The sequence below is a fragment of the Fervidobacterium changbaicum genome (assembly GCF_004117075.1).
GTDB classification, from domain to species: domain Bacteria; phylum Thermotogota; class Thermotogae; order Thermotogales; family Fervidobacteriaceae; genus Fervidobacterium; species Fervidobacterium islandicum.
In genome coordinates this window covers 1,555,188-1,576,483 of sequence record NZ_CP026721.1, presented here as the reverse complement: position 1 = coordinate 1,576,483, position 21,296 = coordinate 1,555,188, and the positions used below count along the sequence as shown (strand labels likewise).

The following is a 21,296-nucleotide window of genomic DNA, read 5'->3' as shown; positions in this document are numbered from 1 at the left end:
GCTGGTATTATTATACATTAAATTTCCAAAAATTCCAAGTATTTCACCAAAAATTAAAAATAAGTGCGGGAAGCCCGCTTCCCGCACCATATTTCACGGTCTTACAACAAGGTTTTTAAGCCCCTATCGAAGGTTTGACAGGATCGTTTCAGCAATCTTTTCACCGCTCAGTCCGTAGATTTCAAATAACAACTTTGCATCACCAGAAACTGGGAATTCACTCAGTCCAAGCTTGATAAATTGAGCTGGAATTATGCGCATTTCAAAGAGCTTTTGAGCTATGAGGCTCCCAAGACCATTCAAAACATTGTGGTCTTCGACGGTGACAATGAAATTCGAGTACTTTTTGAGCACTTCTTCATCCAAAGCGTACGGACAGCTGACGTTGATCACGGCGAAATTCAGACCTTTGCTTTTCAGTATCTCGTAAGCTTTAAGTGCGTACGGGACCGCGGAACCGATGGCATATATTGCACCATCTGTCCCATCTCGTAAGATATCCATTTTCCCGTATTCAAATTCGTAGTTTTCATCAAAGTACAAGCTTCCATTTTCTTTTCTTATTGGTTCCAATTTACTTCTCCCAACAGCTACAACGAAATTCCCGTACTCTTTGGCAATGTACCTAACCACCCTATCTGTTTGATTCGGATCCGCTGGAACGATAACCTTAAACCCGTACCAAGCAAGCGGTGCACCGATGTAATTGAGTGCGTGGTGTGTTTTTCCATCTTCACCAACATCGATTCCACAGTGTGTAACAACAACTTTAAGGTTAGTGTTGTTGATGGCATTTAATCTGTGCTGATTGAACGTCTCATCGACACCGAAGACTCCGAAATCTGCAAAGAACGTTACAATACCGTCTGCCGACATCGCACCAGCTAACGCCGCAGCGTTGTGTTCCTGAACACCCACTTCCACTATCCTGTCAGGTCTTTCTTTATCTAAGAAATCCAACTTCACGGAGCCTTTGAGGTCGCAATCGACAGCGACTACGTTGTCGTTTACCACAGCAAGGTCTGCTATGGCCCTACCGAGTGCGCTTCTATTGTCCGTTGGCTTGTCATATACTCTGACTTTGCCTGTATCCAGACGTACATCGTAGGTCAATTTTACCTTCTCATGCGCTTTGACGGGCAGTTTCTTGCGCATCTCAATGTATTTTTCAACGTCATTTTCCACACCAAGTTGAGCCAATGCCCTTTCTAGCTCTTCTTTGCTTAACGCTTTACCATGGTAATCGGGCTTGTCTTCCATGAAATCCACACCTTTGCCAATGACGGTGTGTGCAATTATCGCCGTTGGATACCCGTCGTCTCTTGCGATTTTAAGCGCTGCAAGTATCTGTTCAAAATCATGACCGTTGATCTCTATCGTCTTCCAACCGGCTGCTTCAAACTCCGATTTTATATCGACATACATGATTTCATGGGCGTGTCCACTGATTTGAATATCGTTGTAGTCCACCAACACTGTTAAGTTATCGAGTTTGTACTTTCTGGCAGTTCTTCTCGCCTCTTGAACCTGTCCCTTTGCACTCTCACCATCGCTCATGACGACGTATACGTGGTAATTCTTCTTTTTGTACTTTGCCGCAAGGGCAAAACCAACACCAGCCGACAGTCCTTGACCCAAGTTACCGGTTGTCCATTCGACACCGGGGATACCGCGGGTGATATGTCCCTCAAATATCGATGCAGGATGCCTGAAACCGGCAATCACTTCGTCTCTATTAACATAACCATACGCGGCCAGCGTCGAATACACACCAGGTGAAATATGACCGTGGCTTACTACAATCCTGTCTCTATCTTCATTCCAAGGATCTTTTGGATCAACGTTGGCAAATGAGTAGAGGGCCAAGAGCATATCGATAGAGGACATCGAACCACCCGGATGTCCTGAGTTTGCTACGTAAGTCATTTTCAGTATATCTCCACGACACTGGATACTCAGTTTTTTAAGCTCCTCAAGCGTCTTGCGCACTCTCAATACCTCCTGTCTCTGCTGTCTTTAAATCTTGAAAATGTTTTATTCAAAAGCAATCTCGTATATCTTCCTGATATCATCCACTTTCAGTTCCTTGACACTACCAAACGGTGCATGTTTATTCGCCAACTGCGTCAGTCTTTCAATATCTTCTTTGGTGAAGCCAACTTCTTTCAGCGTTACAGGCGCACCGATTTTCCTGTACCAATTTTTCAGCTGCTCGATAACATCCTCCGGTGAGAACTCACCAGACATGCCAAGGATGTTTTTGCCGAATTTGATGAGTTTGCCAGAGATTTTGTCCTTGACGTAGGTCATCCAAGCGGGGAAGACTATGGCAAGGCCTGCACCGTGGGCGATATCAGGATTAAGTGCGCTTACCGCATGTTCAAGCTCGTGCGAAGACCAATCCCCTCCCGATGTTCCCATGCCGGTCAATCCATTGAGTGCTAACGTAGTGGCAAGGCAGAAGTTCGCCCTTGCTTCGTAGTTTTCAGGCTCTTTGAGTATAACTTCTGTGGTTTCCATAAGTGTTCTGATTATCCCTTCGTCTATTCTATCGATTAAGTCGCTACCAGCCACGTCAAAGTAGTATTCCATCACGTGGCTTATAGCATCGATAGCACCGTAGACTACTTGGTTGGCAGGCAAGCTGTACTGAGTTGTCGGGTCGACTATCGAAACAACAGGGTACACGTGTTTTGAGCCAAAGTAGAATTTCTCTTGTGTCTTTTCGTTCGTCACCACGGCATTCCCGTTCATCTCTGTGCCAGTTGCAGACATCGTGAGGATTACGTACAAAGGAAGTGCTTTCTTCACATTGTACTTACCTACAAAGGCATCCCAAATATCACCATCGTAGTAAAAACCCGCTGCAACCGCTTTTGCACTATCGACAACGCTCCCGCCACCGACTGCAAGAATTGCCTCTACGTTGTTTTCGCGTGCAACGTGGATAGCCTCATGGACCTTCGAAAGAACAGGATTCGGCCTTACACCTGAGACTTCTACCTTATCAATACCATGTTCATGGAGCGACCTAACAACTTTTTCGTAAACGCCGTTCTTTTTAATCGAGCCACCACCGTAGAGCATGAGGACCTTCTTTATACCATCCTTCTTGAGATATTCACCTATGTGTTCGACCGTTCCTTTCCCAAAGACCAGTTTTGTTGGATTGTGAAAAACGAAATTCTCCATCCTACCCACCTCCTTTGCCCAAGCCTGGCAGAGTCTTTCTCTCACACAATGTTAGCTGTTCAAATTATATCACAAATTGTACATTTCGAAAACAGAAAAAAGGCTGAGATATGTTAAAATAGCTTTGTCTACAATTCTTGAGGGGGATGATAACTGTGAAGGTATCCATTTCAATGGTATCGTCAAGATTAAGACCTCGGAGTTTATTATTATTTTTCACGATCGCCATTATTTTGGCGATAGCACAGACAAGTATTGCGACACTTTCCTTAAGTGAATACATATTAAACTCAGGAAAGCCGACCTACACTGTTTTAAGTTCTGCAAATACGATATTTGGTGGTAAGTTTTACTTATTGAATGTAAAGAGCCAGACGTGGCGTGGTATCGAATGGAACCACAAAGTGGGGATATACGTACCAAGAAGATTGGTCTATAAAAACCATGGCGTTTTGATGGTGACAGGTTCTGCGCCGAAAGACCCGGTGTCCAACATCAACAACTATGCTCTTGTCATCGAAAGTATCGGTGCACCTTTCATAATACTCTGGGATATACCTAACCAGCCAATATTCGGCCTAAGAGAAGACGCTCTGATAGCTTACACTTTGGCGAAATATCTTGAGACCGGCGAAGAAGATTGGCCCCTCTTGTTCCCCATGGTTAAGGGTGTGATTTCAACGATGGATTGTGTGCAAAACCTACTGGAAAAGGAACAGAACTTTCGGATTGAAAAGTTTCTGGTCACAGGGGCGTCAAAAAGAGGATGGACAACGTACCTTACAGCTGCCATTGACCCGAGGGTTTTCGCAATTGCGCCCATTGTGTACGACAACTTGAATATGCCACTCCAGATGAAAAAACAACTCGAATACTATGGAACATTCAGTGAGCAGATAAAAGACTACACAAAGTACGGTCTCACAAAGATGATAGCCGAAACCGACCTCAACGAAGTCCCAGAAATCGTTAAAGCCATCGATCCTTTCTACTACAAAGAAAGCTTAACGATGCCAAAGCTCATAGTGATAGGTACAAACGATCCTTACTGGGTTGTTGACTCCTCTCAACTGTACTTTTACGATTTACCAGCACCAGTGTACGCATACGTTATACCAAACGAAGTACATAACATTACTAACCAAGCCGAATTTTTCAATACACTTAGGGCATTTTTTGTGCTGGCTGTAGCAAATAGCCTTCCAGAAATACAGTGGAAGGAAAACGAAAGTGGGATGATCGTTGAAACACCTGAAGAGTTAGAGTACGCAAAAGGCTGGTACGCTGTTTCTGATACGCTGGATTTCAGAAAAGCCCGGTGGGAAAGTATCGATTTGGAAGTGCAGTTAAACGAATGCGGTAAAAAGATAGTCAAATTTGAAAAGAACACAGACAAGAACTTGGCGATGCTGGTAGAACTAAGAATTCTAAAGGAAGGCTACTCCTTTAGTCTAACGACCATCCCAAAGGTCTTTAAAACGAAAGGCAACTAAAGGTAATAAAAAAGCCCGCCATAGGTCCATCGGCGGGCTTTTTTAATTGTTCTTCAACCACTACTCTCCTTCGATTTCCAGCCACACGTCGTCCATAATCAACGGATCTGTTGGATTACCGCCACCCATGATGTAAGCTTTAGGCTCTTGTTGAAGTGGCCTGAATTTATTCTCTATCCCGTCGTAGTCCCAACTCGTTATGTATATCGTCCAGCCTGCGAAGGATGAAGGATTTCCGAGCCATTCACCTTTGATTATTATCTTTACCCACTCATCTTCAACAAATACTTCAGGTGAACCTATCTGCGTACCGAATTTGTCCTTTGTAGCACTTTGCGAAGTATATATGGCACTCGACCATCCTGTTGCAAAGACTTCCCAGTCCCAATCCCAGTTGTCGAATTCATAGTTCTGGAGCGGTAAAACACCTGTGCCCTTCCTGTTTGGATTGTCTATGAAAATCTGGTACGTTACGTGGTCAAATCCGTTAGGAGGCCCCCAGCTCTTTGTTAAATCCCTCGGTTTGATTGAGATCACGAGTGTGCTACCTATGCTTTCCACCTTTGCTTCCACAATATCCATCTGGCGTTTAAACGTCGCATCGGTCGGGTACACGTAAGTTCCATTTGGACCTATATCATCACCAAGTGGGTCTTTTACCTCGGCAAGCAACCTCTTTTCAAGCTCAACTGCAAATCTTATTTCGCTTGTGTAAACTGTATCCCTAACATTCCTCCCGACAGCCCTGACAAGCAGCACATGTTCTCCAGGGTCGAGCTTGAACGGATCAATGGTGAACGTAAATTTTCCTTCTTTTGGTTCTATTTTTATCTCATTTTCAGCCTTCCTATCAATATACACGTACACGGTTTTTCCAGTCGTTGTACCGACAACTTCTCGTAGTGCCTTTATAGTATCACCATCTTTCAAGTCAATTCCCACGGTCGTTGTAGGAGTATAGACCTCTGACTTTTCCTGTGAGATACCAAAGACTGTAAATGTTCTTGGTGGAACCCTCAGAGTTATGTAGCCATCAGTTCTTACAACAACGGGAGTTCCAAAACCACCCACGGCGTTGTAGATAGGCTCTAAGGTTGTCCCTGGTTCGTACTTTGTCTTAAAGTTCGTTATTCGCGAATCGTTCGCTGTATTTAAAACGACCATCAGTTCCTCTTCCTCACACTTCAGTGTATAAATGAGCAATCCAGAACCTCTCTTTTCAGACAAAAGAATCTCAACTTCTCCGTATCTTGTTGCAGGATGCGACTTTCTAAATTCTATAGCGTTCTTTATGAATTTGTACATGTCGCTGTCTGGATTAAAGTGACTTTTTCCAAAAGAACCCCATCCGCCGTTAAACATGCTGGCACGTGTTTCTTCAAAGTATTGTTCAGTTCCATAGTATATAACAGGCATACCTGGTAGAGTTAAAAGAAGCCCCAAAGCTTGCATCGTGATGTTCGGAGTTACCCCTTTGCCAAATCTTTCCATATCGTGATTGTCGATAAAAGTAACCAACAGTCCTCTCTTCAAGATCTCATTTCTTGTAGTAAGCCTGTACGCAAGAAAATCCGTGGGCTGTCCACCCTTAATCACACGCCTTATGTCCTCCATCAAAGTGAAATCCAGCATTGAGTTAAATCCATGTTCGAAATAAGAGGCTATTTCCAAGTCTGAGGTGTTCTCATATGGCTTTGAAGATAGCCATGTTTCTCCAAAAGCTATAAAATCTGGCTTTAATGAAAACATCCCATTATTACCTTTAAAGAACTCATCGAAGAACGACTTTTGAACGTACATTGCCGTATCTACTCTAAAACCATCGACGCCAATTTCCTTGATCCAATAAGCATAAGAATCTTTTAGTGCTTCAACAACTTCTGGATTTTCTGTATTCAGGTCGTCAAGACCACTCATTTGGTAATACAGCTTCTGGTAGGGGTCAGAGTAGTTTGTTATATCCGGTGTCCAGTGGTATATCGCCCTTTCTCGCTGGCTAGGATCGTTGTAATTGTTCAAATTGAACGGATACTGTGTTGGAGCAGACGTAGGGATGCTTCCCGTATTCAACTCAAATACGTTGTTTCTGAATCGGAAATAATTACCCACATGATTCACAACGATATCCTGTATCAACTTCATCCCATTTTCGTGCAGTTTCTCAGCCAAGGCTTTGTAATCTTCCAATGTACCAAAGTGTTCGTCCACCTTTTTAAAGTCCCTAGCCCAGTACCCGTGGTAACCTCCGTAGCTCACCCATGGGTCCCACCACTGGTTCGCAACAGGAGGAGTTATCCATATGCCGTCTACACCAAGTCCTTTGATGTAATCGATCTTGTCGATGATACCTTTCAAATCACCACCGCTATATTTCGCACCGTCCCTTGGATCGTACTCTCCTTTACCTTGGTTGTTGTTTGATGGTTCCCCATCGTTAAATCGGTCGATCATTATCATGTACAAAACCTTATCCGCCCAACCACCTTTGTATTGGCTGAGCACATCTGAGAAACCCAAAACAGAAAAAACGACTGAAAAAGCAACACTTAACAAAGCTAAAACTGACGCGAAACTGAAGGTAAAGCGCCTCTGTTCTAACTGACGTACCAGTTTTTCTCCCATCTTCTCCACCTCCATATTTGAAGAAAGACTAAGAACTATTGTTATTGTACCACGGAATGTGCATATCAAAAAAAGTGTGGTATAATTTCCAAAGAAGGAGGCGATTGAAGATGATAGACGTTTTGGTGGTTGACGACGAAAAACATGTTAGAAATTTATTGGTTCGTATGATTTCAAATGCGTATGAATGCAACCCAATAGAAGTTGGTAGTGTAGAAGAAGCCCTTCAGCTTTGCGATAAATACAAGTTTGATTTGATAACGACAGATATAAAGTTTGAAAACGATGAAAACCTTGACGGGATCGAGTTTATAAAACGCCTTAGACTGAGGGGGATTTTCACTCCCGTCTTGATTATTTCCGCCTATGCTACACCCGAAGATATTGCACAAGCTTGTAAGTACAGCCCGATAGATTACCTTTCTAAGCCGTTCACTCAAGACGAACTAAGAAGAAAGATTAAGGGTTTACTTGAGCACACAAAGGATTCGTTCGAAAGGTACCTGAGGGAAGCGGAAGGATTAATCCATTCGAACTTCCCAGGTGATCTGGACAAAGCGGAACAGCTCGTCAGGACAATGTTCTCAATCATGCCGTCATCGCCTATCCCGCACTATCTGATGGCGGAGATACTAGAGAAACGTGGGAATTCAGAACTGGCAGAGAGGCACAGAGGCGCTGCTAAGGCTTTGGATGCGAATATGAAAGGGTATCGAAAGGGTGATGAAATTGAGTCCGATTAATATAAACATATCCGCCGACCTGAGGCTTTACGTAATAGTAGTAGGTTGCGGAAAGATTGGACTGGAAGTGGCAACAAGACTTTCAAGAATAGGCTTTAACGTCACGGTCGTTGATAAAAACCCAAACACACTGGATTTATTGCCGGAAGATTACGGGGGATTCGTTATCATAGGGGATGCCACTGAACGTGAAACGATGGAAAGAGCAAAGGCAATAAAAGCTGACTTGCTGGTCGTAACAACTGAAGACGACTCGACGAATTACTTCATCTCACTCGTCGGAGCAAAGATATTCGGAATCCCAAGAATTATTTCGCTTGTCAATGATAGAGAGAATATTCCACTTTTCATAAAAAGTGGAATTCAGACTGTTGACAAAGTATAACTTGTTCAAGTATAATCTCTTCAAAAGAGGATCCTTTCCAAACAGGATCCTCTTTTTTTACACAAATAGTAGGAGGAATATACATGCTGACCATCAACAAAGATAAATCACGCAGAGAACAAATCGAATCCGTCTCCATCGAGCAACTCGTCCCTCATGACCACCTCGTCAGAAAAATCGAATCCGCCATCAATTTCGATTTCATCTACGACCTTGTCAAAGACAAGTACTGCCTCAATAATGGCAGACCTAGTATTGACCCCGTTGTGTTAATTAAAATTACCATTATCCAATATATGTTCGGCATAAAATCCATGCGTCAAACCATAAAGGAAATACAAACAAACGTCGCATACAGATGGTTTCTCGGATTCGGGTTTTCTGATACCATCCCTCATTTCAGCACGTTCAGTAAAAACTACGAACGTAGGTTCAAAGGAACCGATTTGTTTGAGCAAATCTTCAACAAAATACTGCAGCAAGCAATCGAGCATGGCTTGGTAAATATGGATGCCGTGTTCATGGATTCAACACACATCAAAGCAAGTGCGAACAAGAAAAAGTACGAGAAGGTATTTGTAGAGGAGCAAACCAAGACATACAAACAAGCTTTAGAAGAAGAAATAAACAAAGATAGGCAAAAACACGGATTGAAGCCTTTGGATTTCACACATGAGAAAGTAAAACTGAAGGAAATAAAAATAAGCACGACAGACCCAGATAGCGGGATGATAAACAAAAATGAAAAAGAACACCAGTTCGGATATTCTGCACACATAGCATGCGATAAGAACGGGATAATACTAAGCTGTATAACAACACCAGCAAATGTCCACGACAGCATGGTGTTTGAGAACTTATTCAATAAAACAAAAAAGAACGCTGGCAAATCGAAAAGGGCAGCTTTGGATGCAGGATACAAGACTCCACCGATATGTAAGCTATTGATGGACGAAGGTATAGTCCCGTGCATGCCATACACACGTGCACAACACAAAGAAGGGTATTTCAAAAAAAGACAATTCGTATACGATGAATATTACGATTGCTACATATGTCCACAAGGGCAGATATTAGAATACTCAACAACAAACAGAAAAGGGTACAAAGAATACAAATCGGATCCGAAGGTATGTGAGAAATGTGAAGATTTAGGTAGATGTACAAGCAGTAAGAATCACACGAAGATAATCACCCGACATGTATGGGAAGAATACATGGAAGAAGTAGAGTATTTAAGGCACACGAAAGAATGTAAAGAGTTGTACAAAGAAAGAAGCAAGACGATAGAGAGGGTATTTGCGGACTTGAAGGAGAAGCACGGTATGAGGGTGACGATGCTGAGGGGGATAGAAAAGGTGCACATGCAAGTGTTATTGACTTGCACATGTTTTAACATGAAAAAATTAGCGAATTGGATATGGAAAAAGGGGAAGGGAGGTCCAGGGAAGGGCAAAAATTTGGAAGTTTTATTAGAATTTTTCTCAAAAGTTGTATTGGCGATAATAAAACCCCACCTTTCGTTTATCGAAAAGTGGGGTTTGTCAACAATCTGTATTCCACTTTTCATAAAAAGTGGAATTGATGTTATTTCACCAACTGAATTAACAGTCGATTCATTCCAGAACAATATTCTTGAACACATCGAACCAAAGGTTGGTGAAAAGAGATGAAAATAGTTATTATCGGTGGCGAAAGGGTACCGTACTTTTTGGCCAAAAGATTGATAGCCCAAGGCTACGACGTGTATTTCGTTAACAGGGACAAAGAGCTGTGTGAGGAGTATTCAAAAACGCTGAACGCCACCATCGTTAACGGAGATGCCACTTCAAAAAAAGTGCTCGATCAGTTAGAAATTGAACCAAGCGATATCGTTGTTCTGCTCATGGAAAGAGATAGAAAGAATTTCTTCGTTGCACGCTTGGTGCAGGAATACTACGGAGTGAAAAATGTTGTTACGTTGTTGAATAACTCGGAAAATCTCGATTTGTTCGAGCGTTTTGGAATCAGGACGCTTGGCGTTACTGATCTGATTATGAGAAACTTGGAGCCACTGCTTTTTGGAAGCCAGCTAACACAAGAACTCGAGGAGAAAACTGCTCTAAAGGGAGTATCTGTTATAGAAGTTTCTTTAAGTTGGGACTCAAACATTGCACGAAAAAAGCTCAAAGAACTGAATATACCGGAAGATGTTGTGATCGTTGGTATAAAAAGAGAAGATGGTTTCATTATCCCGCGGGGTGAGACTACGCTTCAACCAGGAGACGAGGTTATCCTTGTTTGCCCAGAAGAAAAGCGCATGGAAGTTCTGTCGTTCTTTAGTTCATGAAAATAAAATAGGTTTGACTTTGTTTAGGTCAGAAACTAAATAATGTGTTGAAAACATCGTTCTTTTTGGAGGTTGCTACAGATGTTGAGAAGCTATCTCAAAGTATATAAAGTGTTTACCCTTGTTATGTTTCAGTATGCGTTACTTGTGTTAGTTCCTGTAGTGTTTTGTATCTTCTACCCAGAAGAAGTTAAGAACACGTATCCTTTTCTGCTCACATCGATGATCTCTTTTATCATATATTTATCAGGCTTTCTTGTTAGAGTTGAGGATGTTGAAACGATATATTACAGAGAGGGTGCAGTGCTAACAGTCTTTACCTGGATAATCATCTCACTGCTATCTGCCATTCCGCATAAATTGTTGGGTAATCTTACGTTTTCTCAAGCGGTTTTCGAATCGGTAAGCGGACTTACGGGCACAGGTTTGACCATATTCACGGATGTGACGAAGCTTTCGAAACTCTTGCTCTTTTGGAGGTCGTTTACCCAGTACGTTGGGAGTGCAGGCTTCGCAGTTTTGATGCTCGGAATGGTCTTAGGTCCAAGAGCTCTGGGATTTTACAAATCAGAAGGTAGATCCGATAATTTGGTGCCGAATATAAGAAGATCAGCGCAACTGATAATTGAAATCTACCTTGCTTATACCGTTGCCGGTACAGTAGCACTAAGGATAGCCGGAATGAATTGGTTTGAAGCACTCAACCACACGATGACTGCACTGGGAACTGGAGGATTTTCTACACGTAACGGCAGTATAGGAGAATTCAATAGCTTATCGATAGAGATAGTTACAATATTCCTGATGATCATAGGTGCAACCGGATTCGGAGTTCACTATGCGTTTTGGAAAGGGAACTTCAAAGCTGTTTTGAGAAACGGTGAGCCATGGTTGTTGATAAGTTCCTCATTTGGTACGGCGATTATTTTATCGGTTTATTCGGTGGGGAAATATTTCAAAGACTTCAAAGAGGCCTTAAGATATGTACTTTTCCAGACCGTCTCAGCTATAAGCGGAACTGGATTCCAGACTCTGCCATTGAACGAAACAAAATGGATAGCTTTTTCACCCTTTATGTTCGTTTTAATAATCTTAATGATTTCCGGTGGTATGATGGACTCGACATCGAGTGGTATTAAGCAGTTTCGTCTCTGGGTCGTAATAAATACACTTTACGATAGCGTGAAAAGCTTCCTTTTACCAAGAAACACTGTGAAAAAAAGAATAATATTTAAGGGTGAACAGCAAATCATTCTCGGTGATGAGAATATTCGCGAAGCTTTAGTCGTTATATCGCTCTATTTGACTTCGTTCGTTATTGGTTCTTTCATACTTATGCTACATGGATACGGAGCTCTGAACTCGATGTTTGAATTCGCGTCGGCAATGGATGGTGTAGGTCTCAGCTGTGGTATTACATCTCCAAACATGCCATTGACGGCCATGTGGACATTAATCATAGGAATGTTCACAGGAAGGTTTGAATTTCTGATAGTTATATACGCAATAGCAAAGTTGGTAAATGATATAAATAAGAAGGTCGATGAATTAAGACTCACGAAGGTAATGAACTCAAAACTTCGGTAGCAAAGAATAAGAAGAAAGGATGTTAGAAATGGGAAATAAGACGATGATTTACCTACTTATGTTGATCGTTCTGTTCTTTCTAATCACCGACATTTTAACATTGATGTTCAGGTCTCCGAACTTCACCGTCGAGTACTACAATTCCGATATTATCGCCGGCTATGAAGACAACGCCACGATAACTACCGTAAGTGGATTGAAGTTCAAGAGTGACAAGAAAAAGGAAGAATACATCAAAACATACAAGCAGACTTCTCTTGACACATTCAAAAAGTACTTCAGTGAAGTTTCAGACGAGATAGGAAAAAAGATCGAGGTAATAGATTTCAAATCGACAATGGATGACAAAGAAAGCATTTTGGAAATTACCGAAACTGTTGTATTAAGCGGTATTGTGCAGAAAAGCGATTCTAGTTACATTCTTGACATGGGACAAATCCGGATGAATTCGGTAGCAAATTCCACACTGAAAGTTCATCTACCCGAAGATGCAGAAATTGAAACTGTCGAACCCACACCAACCAAAAACTTGGGAACACTGCTTGTATGGAGCGGAGAGGACATAAAGACTTTCCCAAAAGTTGTTTACAAAAGTTCAACTCATCGGGAAGGGGATGAGTAAAACATGTCAGCTTTCCACTGGTTTGTAGTTTTAGCCTCAATAAGTTCACTAATATTTGCCTGGGCTACGTATATATTGGAAAGCTTCAAGAAGAGAACTGAAAAGAGCGAAATAGATGAAGAGGAAGAAAAGCTTGTAGAACTGATAGGAAAGGTAAGAATATTCGTAGATTCAAAATTGGAACAACTTGAAAAGAAAATGGAGGAAGCAAAGAATCTGATAAAGGAACTGAACGAACAATACGTATCCTTAGCTACTTTGGCTGTTCAGCTTCAAAATCAGTTACAAAACTTAACCAGCACTGATGTAAATACGGAATTCTCAAGTTCAAAAACTGGCGGGCTGAGGGAAGAAAGAAGCGGAAAATCCTCCGGTTCCGATGTTGAGATATCTCCAGACGAAAAGGCGTTAATTCAAGGATATATCTTCAAAAACGTTCCATCCAACTCAGCACAACCATCATCGAGGAAAGAGAGCTCAAAAAAAGAAGATGAGTACTCAGATTACGAGGGAATACAAGATGTCGATGGAGTTGATGAACCAGAACAAAACAAGAAAGAAGTGCTCATATTTGACATGTATCTCAGTGGCTTAGAGCCCGTGGAAATTGCCAAAAAGATGAAGATGGGTGTGGGAGAAGTTCAACTAATAATCGACCTCATGAAGAGGCAAAGACCTTGAACTTTCAGTTTAGAGTTTTTGGAATCTCCGGTATATGCAAGGATGCTGTTAACTTGTAGTGATGGAAGACAATAGAACACTCATAACACGCGCAATATCATTCCCGTTCAGTTTCAAGAGATTTCTCACTACACAAAAACTGTTTACGTACATTGGAAGATTGTCAATATTCTTAAATCCACGCTTGGCTCGTACAAAGTCTTGGAATAACGAAAACTTCGATTCACATTGATTGTTTTGCCCAAGTCTCACAACAATATGATTGATATTCTTGTATAGTATCTTCACTGCACCATATGCACCAAGTCCATCTGTAATTAGTTCGATTGTTCTTTCGTTGTTACCAAAGAACTTCTCTAACAATATCTTCACTTGACCCATATCGCGATATTTGGATACATGCCAAGCAACAATGAGATTCGTCTCATGGTCAACTAAGAACCAAACATAGTACTTTTTGGATTTAAACAAAACGACAGTTTCATCACCATGGACTTTGAAAGCATCTACAGGAACGAGGATGGAAAAGAAACAAGACAACTTAAGGATCCACTTGTAGATAGCGACATGAGAGACTTTGATATTAAGTGAGTCTCTGATGGAACGCAAGGACACAGCTTTGAAATAAAGGACGAAGGCTTTAAGGACAATAAAGATAGGGAAACGGAAGAACTTGAAAGAGTCGAAAGGAAGAGGGACAAATTGAGGTAAGTTAGTTGGGATTTCGTCTCTGGTATGGCAAGAACGGCAACGGAACTTAACGAAGGCTTTTTTGATTTTGTGGATTTGCATAGTTTTTCCACAGACAGGGCATTTAGGATAAGGGAAAGAGAAGAGCTTGTGTTTTTTTGAATGAACAAGTCTGAAAGTGCGCTTACAGTCTTTGCAAAAGTATTGTTGGTTACCGTACTTATCATGACCGTTTTTGTAGATGTTGGTAGAGCCGCATTTGGGGCAAGAGACTACAGAATTTTGCATAGTGGAGTACCTCCTTTTTGTGAGAATTGATGGTGGGGGGTGTTCCACTAATAAGAAGATAATACGGTTTTTGGAAATTTTCAATACTTTTAGTTAACAGCATCTATGCAAGCAAGGGGGGATTAGCGTGATTGGAGAACATCCTTATGTAAAGTGGGCAATTGAAGTCATTGAAAATTACGTTAAACACAAAAGAGCTATCGAACCACACGAAGGACTTCCAAAGGAACTTTTCGAAAGAAGGGCAGGTTGTTTTGTAACATTGCATAACTTGGATGGTTCATTGAGGGGATGTATAGGAACTTTTGTTCCTGTGCGTGAAAACCTCGCGTACGAAATACGTGACAATGCAATAGCAGCTGCGACAAGAGATCCGAGGTTTCCGCCTGTGCAACCTTATGAATTAGACAACATCGTAGTCAATGTTGATGTTCTAAACCCATACGAACCTGTGGAAAGCATCTCAGAGCTTGATCCAAAAAAATACGGGATAATCGTCCAAAAAGGATGGAGAAGAGGGCTACTTTTACCGGACATAGAAGGCGTAGACACAGTTGAAGAGCAAATCCGAATAGCCAAACTCAAAGCTGGGATATTCGATGATGATTTCGAAATATACAAATTCACAGTCGAAAGATACCGATGATATAAACCATAATCGTGTTCAAAGAATTCCCTGGTTTTCATAATTTAGAGAGGTGGTCTATGCGTGAAAATGGTGGGAAACGAAGGTATGAACTTTGGTAAGTTAAGAACAGAGGATATAAAAGACATAATTGTACTTTCCTTTGGTTTCTTTGGGCTTGGTTTTGTGGTTCCAACTTACATTTACCTAACATTGAACTTCTTATTGAAATCAACAATTTCAAGGACACTTACACTTGCACTTTTCTACTCAGAGTTGCTTTTTGTTGCTTTACTAAAGAACAAAATACTTTTCCTATTTGAAATGACAAGGAGTGCCATAGGTCGAAGAACTCCTTATATACTCGTCTTTGGAACCACCTCAGCTTTCTTACTCTCAACGATTCCAAATTTAATGACAGCTGAGACAAATCTCTTCAGTCTTTTTCTTGTTTTACTCTCTTTTAACTTCTCGTTGTTCGTCTACTCGTTGTCATTAATAGGACTTGCGCAAGATAAGAAAACTTATTTCAACCAAAAGCTTTTAAACTTTCAGTCGGTGTTTTGGAGTATCTTTGGAGCACTCTGGTCGTACACTTACTCTCTGAAAGTATTCAAAACCGACACGTGCAGTGAAATAGTGTCTCACGTGAGTCTTTTGTTTTTCTTCTCCGTTTTTGCTGTTGCTTTCTTGATAGTTGAGGATAAGAAGTACAAAATCAAACTGAGCACAACTGAGAAAGCTGAAATATACGATAAATTCCAAATAGGGAAAACTCCAAAGGCTGGAGTCCAAAACAAAGCTCAAAGAGTCAACCTATCCTTAGACGTTGTAAAAACCGTACTCTTTTATCAAATCGAATTCTTGCTACCTTTACACGCATGGTACTCATTCACTACGCGCAAAACCGCACCTGAATTAGAAGCACCTAAGATGCTGTTGCTTTTCGTTCTGGGTGCTACGCTAAACGCTCTTTCAAGCGCTTTTTTCAAAAGTTATGGAGAGAAGGTCCGTCTTTTAGGGCACGTTAATACAGCGCTTGCGCTATTTATCTACGCAACGACTTTCTTACTTGCAATAAAAGGATGGATGTTAACATCTGCATTCTTAATCGGCTTCTTTATCTACTCGCGAATACAAAAGCCACTTGGTTCCATTTGCTTGGGTTTGGAAAGATTCCTGCCAGAAATCTACAAAGATAGTGTGCAGAAGATAAATGAAGTAAGACCTTGGGAGACCTTTTCAGTCTACGCAAGCATCATTTTGTCTGGAATTCTGATGGATATATTTGGAACAGCTGTGGCCAGTTACATCTTAGGACTATTACTTGTGATTTCACTGATTGTTGAACTTTCAAGCACTCGTGCTAAAATTGAAAATAAGCAACAATAAAAAAGAAGGTAGGTGTAGATGAATTGATAAAAGACGGAGATAGAGTCTTACTCTATGGAGAAGATGGGACAAAATTCCTTGTGAGAGTAGAAGCAGGGAAGAAAAAAGGTACGCACCTTGGTGTTGTTGAATTTGATAAGATAATCGGGAAAAATTACGGCGATATAATTACGATTGGTAAGACAAGCAAATCTTACTACCTCCTGCAACCTACCTATATCGACGACATATTCTCGATGAAAAGGAAGACTCAAATAGTTTATCCAAAGGATTCAAGCTACATTGTTATGAAATTAGATATCAAACCAGGCAGTAGGGTTATTGATACTGGCGTTGGAAGCGGTGCAATGTGCGCTGCAATGGCAAGGCTTGTTGGAGAAGAAGGGAAGGTCTACGCGTACGAAAGACGCGAAGACTTCTACAAACTCGCAACCCAGAACCTTACAGAATGGGGACTTGTAAACAGAGTTGAATTGAAACTCCGTGATATCGCATTCGGATTTGACGAAACAAATGTGGATGCTCTACTTTTGGACGTACCAGATCCAGAGAACTACATTCAGGTGTGCTGGGAGGCACTTGCCGGCGGTGGTCGAATAGGTGTAATCTGTCCAACGGTCAATCAGGTCTCCATGGTACTTGAGAAGATGTACGAACTACCGTTTATCGATGTAGAAGTGTGGGAATCGTTGATGAGACAATTCAAACCATATCCAAATAGATTAAGACCAGTCGACAGGATGGTCGCACACACAACTTATATGATCTTTGCCAGAAAGGTGAACGCACTTGCAAAAGGTAAAGCAGAAACAAAAGGTCAACCACCCACCACTTAAGTGGCGGGCTTGGAAAAAGCCCTGGTTGACTACCCTCAGCCTTTTCGGCTACGTTAGGCTGGTCACGGCACCATGGAATACTGCTCAAGTTCCATGCCCTGCCGTCTGCCACTAAACAGTCCTAATGGGTAGGGACAGTGTGGCAGACACGACAAGCCAGCCTAACTTTGGGGATGAGCACCTAACTCCGATAGGAGGCTTACCGCATGGTATTCGTGATTTCAAAAGATGGAAAACCACTAATGCCAACAAAAAGGCTTGGAAAGGTTAGAAGGCTCTTGAAACAAGGACTGGCGAAGGTAGTGAACAGAGAACCATTTACCATCCAGCTTTTGTACGAAACAACAAACTACACACAACCTGTTACCGTTGGAATAGACACAGGCTCTAAGGTTGTAGGTGTATCTGCCGTCACTGACAAAGAAGAGATATTCTCTGCAGAAGTCCAGCTTAGACAAGATATCAAAAAGTTACTACTTGAGCGCAGGCAACATAGAAGGTTCAGAAGATACAGAAAAACAAGATATCGCAAACCCAGATTTCTAAACAGACGAAAGGAAGATGGTTGGTTGCCTCCAAGTTTGCAGTGGAAAGTAGACGCGCACGTCAGGATAGTAAACAAGCTCAGCAAAATAATACCGATAACAAAAGTCGTTGTGGAAGTTGCACCGTTTGATATCCAGAAAGTACAAAATCCAGACATAGAAGCAAAAGACTACCAAAATGGTCCGCAGAAAGGATTTAGCGATGTAAGAGATTACTGCCTTTGGAGAGCTGGATACAAGTCTGAACTGTCTGGTAAAACTGGAATACTGGAAATCCACCACATTATTCCAAGAAGCGAAGGTGGTACAGATGCACCGAACAATTTAATAGTGCTAACAACACAAGAACACAAGATGTTGCACGAAGGCAAGATAAAGATACCTAAATCAAGATTAGAGCAAATAAAGGTGTTTAAGCACGTAGCTCACGTTTCAACGATTGGGTGGCACATAGTCAACAAACTCAGGCAAAACTACCATGTCGAAATCACGTATGGTAGTATTACGAAAGAAAAACGGATTCTGTATGGACTTGAGAAGTCTCACAGAGATGACGCGTTAGTAATAGCTGGTGGGAATATTCAAGAAAGAGCAAGCGAATGGTACTTCGGTAAATTCTTCAGGCGACAAAACAGGTCGCTTCACAAAGCCAATCCGATTAAGGGCGGGAAAAGACCAATTAACACAGTTAAGCAAGTGAGAGGGTTTAGAAGGTTTGATAAAGTTGAGTGTGAAGGTGAGAAAGGGATAATAACAGGTTTAAGAAGCAGCGGATATTTTTCGATAAGTAGTCTTAGTGGAGAAAAGATAAGTGACAGTGTAAAGTATACAAAATTAAGGCTAATTGAGAGAGCTAAAACGTTGATGTTCGAAAGGAGGGAAAGGGCTACTTGTTCATGGCTAAAGCCACGTGTATCCGTAGCCCGGTTTCATGAACACACAAACGATATTGCGAGTTCCTAATCAAAATGTGGTTGAAAAGGAAGGTGAAAAGTATGAAAAGCGTTTTTAAGGGTTTTCTTTCTTACGTTTTCTTGGCTGTTGTGGTTATCGCATCGAGCTTGATACTATCAGGAGCATCGGACAAGGAACTACTCAATTACATTTCTCCACTCTACGAGACGCTTTACAGAATTAATTACTTTTACTACGACATTAAGAATGTAAAATTCGACAAGCTCATCGATTCTGCAATAGACGGTATGGTAAAAGGACTCGGAGATGACTTCAGTTACTACTATCCTCCATCTCAGATGACTGAGCAGCAGATAGAGATGGAAGGTCAGTACGGTGGACTTGGTATTGAAGTTACGTACGACAGTGAGAACAGAGCTGTTAAGGTTGTAAGCCCAATGTACGGAACCCCGGCTTGGAGAGCGGGATTGCAGGCGGGAGACCTTATCATAGGCATCGATGACCAACCTGTGAGTGAAATGGAATACATGGAAGCTGTAAATAAGATGAGAGGAAAACCCGGTACTTCTGTAAAACTTACCATAAAACGTGGAAACAACATTATTGAAGTTACTATAGTTCGTGAAATCATTCAGATAATCCCTGTCAAATCCGGTATAACCGAGTATAACAAAACCAAGATAGGTTACGTACTTATAACTAAATTCAACGAGCCTGTCCCTTCAGAACTTCAAAAAGCACTCAGGAAACTCTACGATCAAAAGATCGATGCTTTGATTTTGGACCTGCGCAACAACCCTGGTGGATTACTCGACGTAGCAATCAACGTGGCCAATCAATTTTTGGATGCAGGTAAAATTATCGTATCTGTAAAAGACAGGGATGGAAAAATCACCGAGCGTTACATCAGTGAAGGCAACAACTATCCAAAGGTACCGATGGCCGTTCTTGTAAATAACGGTTCTGCTTCCGCTTCAGAAATTGTAGCTGGCGCTCTGAAAGAGAACAACAGGGCGGTACTTATCGGTCAAAAGACGTTTGGAAAAGGTTCCGTGCAAAGAGGATTCCCTCTGAGTAATGGTGGGACCGTCTTTTTGACGATCGCTCACTATTTAACACCATCCGGCAAGGATATACACAAAGTTGGCATCGAACCAAATCTCAAAGTCGAAGAAACTCAAGGAGCTACAAACACGACCGTCAGAAAGATGGATGCGAAAACATACACGTTAACCGAAATAGAAGTAGACCAAAATGACCCCGTTGTCAAAGTTGCACTTGATTACCTTGTAAAACAGATAAAAAATGAACAATGAAGATATTCGTTAAATCAGAATACACGCACTTTAGAAAGTGAAGTATGAAAAGATGAGGGTAGAATTTTATGCGTTAGTTTTCTTCGCATTCACGGTCATCACGTTTACTTTTCTGACCACAGGAAAAAAGCCTGTAACGATGGAGGAGGTTCTGCCTTCTCCGTCTCTTTTTTTGAAAAATCCATACAAATACACGATTTTGAGAAAGACTAACGAGGTTAACCAACAACTGTTTTTCATAGAATACAACAGAAGGATTCATATATACGATGATTCGCGTGTACTTGAACGCGAGATATTCATGGTACAAGATATACGTGCAGCAAGATATGTTACAAAAAAGGTTTGGCACTACTGGTGGGGGTATGGCGTCGAGTGGATAAGGTACAAAATCAAACATATTAACTTAGTCTGGTATCCAAGAGTTTACTTAATTTACAGCAAGTACTGTGCCAACAAAACCTTTGGAGATGCACTTTGGAGCGCACTTAACGGTTTGAATACATCTTTTTGTCTGGGAAAATCAGATGAAGAGATAGCAAGATTGATAACAGAAAAATACAACGTTGAATTCGTTGCTGATAAGTAAATTGAAGCCTTAACGATAAGGGGAGAAACTCTGAATGGCAAAGTTGAAGTCGAAAGCTACTGTAGAAATGATAAAGTCTCTCGTAGCTCTTTTTTTCTTAATCGTCCTTTACCCATGGTCTGCCGAGTATTTGCACCTTGGAGTCTTTCTCTTAGACCCTGAGGTCTTTAACTTCTTTCTTTTATATCTTCCAACACTTGTGTTCTTTTCCAGTTTGTTTTTGAACTTAGAGGAAACTTTTCAGGAAGTTCAAAGACTGGTTGTATACGCCTTCGCTCCCATCTTTGCGTTCAGGCTTGGTTGGTACGGACTTTCATTCCATTATGGTTATGTGGTATGTTACATCATTAGTAATTTTGTAAAACCGAAATTCCAAAAACGATTTCCCATAATTATATTCAACGGATTAGCGTTGTTATTACTGTTAACATGGAGGGCGAGCTGAA

Annotated in this window: 18 protein-coding genes and 1 pseudogene; 15 read left to right on the top strand and 4 right to left on the bottom strand. The window is 41.4% G+C overall.

Translation table 11 applies throughout. The annotated features are described in order from the left end of the window. Positions 1 to 123: 123 nt before the first annotated feature. Positions 124 to 1,989: a transketolase gene (locus CBS1_RS07260; protein ID WP_090223299.1), complete on the bottom strand. Its 1,866-nt coding sequence runs from the start codon at positions 1,987 to 1,989 to the stop codon at positions 124 to 126. Between the two features lie 45 nt (positions 1,990 to 2,034). Then, positions 2,035 to 3,192, bottom strand: coding sequence for an iron-containing alcohol dehydrogenase (locus tag CBS1_RS07255; RefSeq protein ID WP_090223301.1), 1,158 nt, complete (start codon positions 3,190 to 3,192; stop codon positions 2,035 to 2,037). Between the two features lie 155 nt (positions 3,193 to 3,347). Here CBS1_RS07255 and CBS1_RS07250 point away from each other — a divergent pair, with 155 nt between their 5' ends. Next, positions 3,348 to 4,685: a PhoPQ-activated protein PqaA family protein gene (locus CBS1_RS07250; RefSeq protein ID WP_164969258.1), complete on the top strand. Its 1,338-nt coding sequence runs from the start codon at positions 3,348 to 3,350 to the stop codon at positions 4,683 to 4,685. 60 nt (positions 4,686 to 4,745) lie between these two features. On the opposite strand, the gene CBS1_RS07245 is transcribed toward CBS1_RS07250, so the two are convergent. After that, positions 4,746 to 7,307: an alpha-amylase family glycosyl hydrolase gene (locus CBS1_RS07245; protein WP_090223304.1), complete on the bottom strand. Its 2,562-nt coding sequence runs from the start codon at positions 7,305 to 7,307 to the stop codon at positions 4,746 to 4,748. Between the two features lie 110 nt (positions 7,308 to 7,417). On the opposite strand from CBS1_RS07245, the gene CBS1_RS07240 reads away from it, so the two are divergent. From CBS1_RS07240 to CBS1_RS07210, 7 genes and pseudogenes are all read left to right on the top strand, one after another. Beyond that, entirely contained in the window at positions 7,418 to 8,050 is a 633-nt protein-coding gene (locus tag CBS1_RS07240) for a response regulator (protein WP_090223305.1), read from the top strand. Continuing rightward, positions 8,031 to 8,435, top strand: a complete 405-nt coding sequence (locus tag CBS1_RS07235) for a potassium channel family protein (protein WP_128998135.1) — start codon at positions 8,031 to 8,033, stop codon at positions 8,433 to 8,435. The genes CBS1_RS07240 and CBS1_RS07235 overlap by 20 nt, the downstream gene beginning before the upstream one ends. Before the next feature lie 83 nt (positions 8,436 to 8,518). Further along, positions 8,519 to 9,862: pseudogene (locus CBS1_RS07230) on the top strand (IS1182 family transposase); the annotation flags it as partial. Between the two features lie 242 nt (positions 9,863 to 10,104). Continuing rightward, positions 10,105 to 10,764, top strand: coding sequence for a potassium channel family protein (locus tag CBS1_RS07225; protein ID WP_090223369.1), 660 nt, complete (start codon positions 10,105 to 10,107; stop codon positions 10,762 to 10,764). A gap of 81 nt (positions 10,765 to 10,845) precedes the next feature. Then, positions 10,846 to 12,351, top strand: coding sequence for a TrkH family potassium uptake protein (locus CBS1_RS07220; protein ID WP_090223370.1), 1,506 nt, complete (start codon positions 10,846 to 10,848; stop codon positions 12,349 to 12,351). 28 nt (positions 12,352 to 12,379) lie between these two features. Beyond that, a complete protein-coding gene (locus tag CBS1_RS07215; protein WP_241685500.1) occupies positions 12,380 to 12,973 on the top strand; it encodes a DUF4897 domain-containing protein in 594 nt (197 codons plus the stop codon). A 3-nt stretch (positions 12,974 to 12,976) separates the two neighbouring features. After that, complete coding sequence (locus CBS1_RS07210; protein WP_090223374.1) at positions 12,977 to 13,654, top strand: DUF6115 domain-containing protein; 678 nt, start codon at positions 12,977 to 12,979, stop codon at positions 13,652 to 13,654. 48 nt (positions 13,655 to 13,702) lie between these two features. Here the strand turns inward: CBS1_RS07210 and CBS1_RS10495 are convergent, their stop codons facing one another. Then, positions 13,703 to 14,632: a DDE-type integrase/transposase/recombinase gene (locus CBS1_RS10495; RefSeq protein ID WP_033190915.1), complete on the bottom strand. Its 930-nt coding sequence runs from the start codon at positions 14,630 to 14,632 to the stop codon at positions 13,703 to 13,705. A gap of 127 nt (positions 14,633 to 14,759) precedes the next feature. Between CBS1_RS10495 and amrA the strand changes: the two genes are divergently transcribed. The 7 genes from amrA to CBS1_RS07175 all read left to right on the top strand — a co-directional run bounded on the left by amrA (position 14,760) and on the right by CBS1_RS07175 (position 21,295). Continuing rightward, positions 14,760 to 15,278 carry an AmmeMemoRadiSam system protein A gene (gene amrA, locus CBS1_RS07205; RefSeq protein WP_090222932.1) on the top strand — a complete coding sequence of 173 codons (519 nt, stop codon included), beginning with the start codon at positions 14,760 to 14,762 and terminating at the stop codon, positions 15,276 to 15,278. 63 nt (positions 15,279 to 15,341) lie between these two features. Next, on the top strand, positions 15,342 to 16,649 hold the full coding sequence (locus tag CBS1_RS07200; protein ID WP_033191676.1) for a hypothetical protein: 1,308 nt from the start codon (positions 15,342 to 15,344) through the stop codon (positions 16,647 to 16,649). 23 nt (positions 16,650 to 16,672) lie between these two features. Next, positions 16,673 to 17,485: a tRNA (adenine-N1)-methyltransferase gene (locus tag CBS1_RS07195; protein WP_052107141.1), complete on the top strand. Its 813-nt coding sequence runs from the start codon at positions 16,673 to 16,675 to the stop codon at positions 17,483 to 17,485. A gap of 206 nt (positions 17,486 to 17,691) precedes the next feature. Further along, a complete protein-coding gene (gene iscB / locus CBS1_RS07190) occupies positions 17,692 to 18,993 on the top strand; it encodes an RNA-guided endonuclease IscB (RefSeq protein WP_084384095.1) in 1,302 nt (433 codons plus the stop codon). Between the two features lie 32 nt (positions 18,994 to 19,025). Then, positions 19,026 to 20,261, top strand: a complete 1,236-nt coding sequence (locus CBS1_RS07185; RefSeq protein WP_090222930.1) for a S41 family peptidase — start codon at positions 19,026 to 19,028, stop codon at positions 20,259 to 20,261. 52 nt (positions 20,262 to 20,313) lie between these two features. Next, positions 20,314 to 20,850 (top strand): hypothetical protein, encoded by a 537-nt coding sequence (locus CBS1_RS07180; protein WP_090222928.1) that lies wholly within the window; start codon positions 20,314 to 20,316, stop codon positions 20,848 to 20,850. Between the two features lie 34 nt (positions 20,851 to 20,884). Next, positions 20,885 to 21,295 carry a hypothetical protein gene (locus CBS1_RS07175; protein WP_033191679.1) on the top strand — a complete coding sequence of 137 codons (411 nt, stop codon included), beginning with the start codon at positions 20,885 to 20,887 and terminating at the stop codon, positions 21,293 to 21,295. Position 21,296: the final 1 nt, after the last annotated feature.